Raw genomic sequence first — 1640 nt, 5'->3', positions numbered from 1 at the left:
GCTCCCCAGCGGGCGACCGTGGCGCCCGGCCCCGCTCCCCTGCACCGCCCGTCGGTGGCGGAGAAGTACGGCGCCCCGGCTCCGGACCCGATGCCGGCCGCTGAGATCATCCGGCGCCACCGTGAGATGGCGGAGGCCTACGCGGCGAAGTTCGGCACCGTCATGGCCCCGCCCACCCGGCGCGGGATCGTCACCGCCGAGGAGATCCGCGCCGACGTCAGCAAGGGCGCCGCGGCGAACCCGTCGGCGGAGGTCGTGGGCCTCCACGCCGCTGCTGCCTACGTGGGAGTGGCCGTGGGGACGCTCAAGAGGTGGGCGCAGTACAACGATCTGCTGTACACGACCAAGGACGGAACCGCGACGGCGGCCAAGGTCTACCGTGCTGCTGACCTCGACGTCGTGCGCGCCTCGTTGCAGGCGCCGGCGGCGCCCGCCGCCCGTCCGGCGACGAGCTTGGGCAAGGTCAAGCGCACCAGGTCCCAGCAGCAGGAGCTCCAGGACCGGCTCGACCTGATCGAGAAGGCCCTCAACGAGGGGGCGTCTCCGAAGGAGGCCGCGGCCCGCGCCGGGTACTCCAACGTGGCGACTCCCCGGCAGGCCGCCCAGCGCACAGGCCGCGACGAGCTGCGCGCACGTCTGCTCACACGCCCGAACATCTCCATCGGGATGCGGGAGCGTGCGGCATGAGCGCCCCGGAGCCTCAGGGCCGCTGGAGCGAGAAGGCCCGCGCGAACCGCGCCAAGGCCATCGAGGCCCGCCGCGCGGCCCGCATCGAGGACCTTGAGTTCCTGCTGCAGTTCGACGGCAACGCCGAGTCCATCGCCCGCCGCGCCGGCTTCACCAACGCGGCCTCCGCTTCGCGGTCCCTGGACCGCTGGGGACGCCACGACCTGGCGGCCAGGCTCCACGCCTACGCCGTGCCCTGCGACCCGTGGAAGCAGACCCAGGGCGCCGCGTTCCAGGGGCGTGCGGCATGACCGCCGGAGTGGCCAGCGGGCAGTGGACGGCTGAGCAGCACCCGCACCCGACGTCGTTCAAGCCGACCTGGTTCTGCATGGCACCCAAGGCCGATCCGCTTGCCGGCCACCCGGGCCGCTACCCCTTCCACTGGCTCATCAACGGGCGCCGCGCGTACCGCTTCGTGGACCAGGACAGCGCCCACCGGGCTGCTGAACGAGCGAACACCACCACCCCCACCACGCAGGAGGCATGACCATGAGCATCAACGACCCGAAGCGCAAGATCCCGACGCCGGCGGACCTGGACCCGAACCGAGCCGCCGAGATGCGTGCGGCCGCGGTGCAGGGCATGAACCAGGCGATCGCCGAGGAGGCCCGCAAGCCCGCACCCACCGCCGCTCCGACGCCGGCGGACGTGGCCCCGGCCATCGCCCCTCCGGAGTTCGTGCGCCCCTCCGGTGTGGAGCTGTCCGAAGAGCAGCGCATCCGAGTGGAGGCTTTGCACGCGGCCCGCCGGGTGCTGGGCAACCCGCACACCAAGGACGGGCAGGTGCCGGCCGGGTGGGCGTGGCAGGCGATCGAGCTGGCGTCCTACATCGTGACCGGCGACGCGGACGGCGCCGCTGAGGAGGACGAGGAGCAGACGGCCGCCACCGGCCAGTGGGTCGACCTGAACAAGCC

The 1640-nt window shown here is 73.0% G+C and carries 4 protein-coding genes; all 4 read left to right on the top strand.

Features of this window, described 5'->3' with window-relative positions:
• The coding region (locus tag ACXAGC_RS20335) for a hypothetical protein (protein WP_474846820.1) at positions 1–687 on the top strand (687 nt) is incomplete at its 5' end.
• On the top strand, positions 684–977 hold the full coding sequence (locus tag ACXAGC_RS20330) for a hypothetical protein (protein WP_474846818.1): 294 nt from the start codon (positions 684–686) through the stop codon (positions 975–977). The genes ACXAGC_RS20335 and ACXAGC_RS20330, both read left to right, overlap by 4 nt.
• The gene (locus tag ACXAGC_RS20325; protein WP_474846816.1) at positions 974–1213 is read left to right on the top strand and encodes a hypothetical protein; all 240 of its coding nucleotides are present in this window, start codon (positions 974–976) and stop codon (positions 1211–1213) included. The genes ACXAGC_RS20330 and ACXAGC_RS20325 overlap by 4 nt, the downstream gene beginning before the upstream one ends.
• A 2-nt stretch (positions 1214–1215) precedes the next feature.
• On the top strand, positions 1216–1640 hold a 425-nt coding region (locus ACXAGC_RS20320), incomplete at its 3' end, for a hypothetical protein (RefSeq protein WP_474846814.1).

Source organism: Alteromonas sp. AWJ4_197 (assembly GCF_056160285.1).
Note: the sequence above shows the minus strand (reverse complement) of the source record. Positions and strands in the feature narration are given on the sequence as shown.

Excerpts from the sequence above, each read along its gene's own strand:
- ACXAGC_RS20330 (WP_474846818.1), top strand. The coding sequence starts at position 684 with ATGAGCGCCCCGGAGCCTCAGGGCCGCTGGAGCGAGAAGGCCCGCGCG.
- ACXAGC_RS20325 (WP_474846816.1), top strand. The coding sequence starts at position 974 with ATGACCGCCGGAGTGGCCAGCGGGCAGTGGACGGCTGAGCAGCACCCG.